2 protein-coding genes are annotated in these 1,269 nt (G+C 53.1%); one reads left to right on the top strand and one right to left on the bottom strand.

Translation table 11 applies throughout. The features are described 5' to 3' along the window. The coding region (locus tag MLC70_RS18400; RefSeq protein WP_248185997.1) for a LysR family transcriptional regulator at positions 1-856 on the bottom strand (856 nt) is incomplete at its 3' end. A 102-nt stretch (positions 857-958) separates the two neighbouring features. Between MLC70_RS18400 and MLC70_RS18395 the strand changes: the two genes are divergently transcribed. Beyond that, positions 959-1,269 (top strand): alcohol dehydrogenase catalytic domain-containing protein (locus tag MLC70_RS18395; protein WP_248185994.1); only part of this gene is annotated, 311 nt, incomplete at its 3' end.

Raw genomic sequence — 1,269 nt, 5'->3', positions numbered from 1 at the left:
CCCTCAACAACCTCATTGCCGGCGTTATTGACTGTCGGGTAGGACAAATCAGCCACAGCTCGGATACCGGCGGCGCATAGCCCGGCATGATGGTGGTGACACGGCCTGCAAGCAGATCATCCGACATATCAAGACACGATTTTATCGCAAGACCGCGGCCAGCAACGCACCACCGGCGAACCAGATCGCCATCGTTTGAGGCGCGATCGCCCGTCATTTTGACTCGATATTCCTCGTCTCCGCGTTTGAACGTCCAGAGGTCAAATGGGATGTCCTGCAACTGATAGAACAGCCCGTTGTGGTTCTCAAGGTCATCAGGATGAATGGGGCGACCATGACGCGACAGGTAATCAGGAGATGCGCAAAGCAGGCGCGGCACATCGCAAATTTTGAAGCCATACAGGTTGGTGTCACTGGGCGCGCCGTAGCGAAGCGCCATGTCGACCGAATCCCGGTAAAAGTCCACGTTGGTGTCAGTAATCTGAACTCTGAGGTTCAAACCTGGATGCGTTGCCATCAATTCGTCGATCCAGGGCACAACGCGGTTACGACCAAGATCGGATGAAACCGAAAGCCGGATTTCGCCTGTTACAGAGTCAACTTCAGATCGAAGGTTCTGTTGCGCCTGGCTCAACAAGTCAATCGCTTGCTTGCAGTAAGGCAAGTATTTCTCGCCGGCGGCAGACAACCGCAACCTTCGCGTGGAGCGTACGAATAACTCTACACCCAGCTCCTGTTCTACGCGCTTTACTGCGGCGCTGGCTGTGGCAGCTCGCATATCAAGACTGGTGGCGGCAGCGGTAATGTTGCGGAATTCAGCGACCCTCAAAACCACGATCAGATCATCAAGACTCATTTTCAAAAATTCTTTGAATATGTTTAACAAATTTTCCCGTTTACCCGAGTGTAAACGGCGACCATACTGCGCGCTACTCGAAAATCATTACGGAGACAGATAATGAAAGCTGTTGGATATCGGGAATCTCTTCCTATCGAAAACCCTGATGCGCTGCAAAATGTTGAGATGGAACGTCCCGTCGCAAAAGGCCGGGACCTGTTGGTCAGAGTCAAAGCCATCGCCGTGAACCCCGTTGACTTCAAGGTACGCCAGCAGGCAGAGCCCGAACCAGGCCAGATCAAAGTACTTGGATGGGATGCCGTTGGAGAGGTAGTGGCAATAGGCGAGGGCGCTTCACTCTTCAAAGAAGGTGACACCGTATTTTATGCCGGTGACGTTACCCGTCAGGGCAGCAACGCTGAATACCAGGT

It is taken from the genome of Marinobacter goseongensis (assembly GCF_023156235.1).
GTDB classification, from domain to species: Bacteria; Pseudomonadota; Gammaproteobacteria; order Pseudomonadales; family Oleiphilaceae; genus Marinobacter; species Marinobacter goseongensis.
Note: the sequence above shows the minus strand (reverse complement) of the source record. Positions and strands in the feature narration are given on the sequence as shown.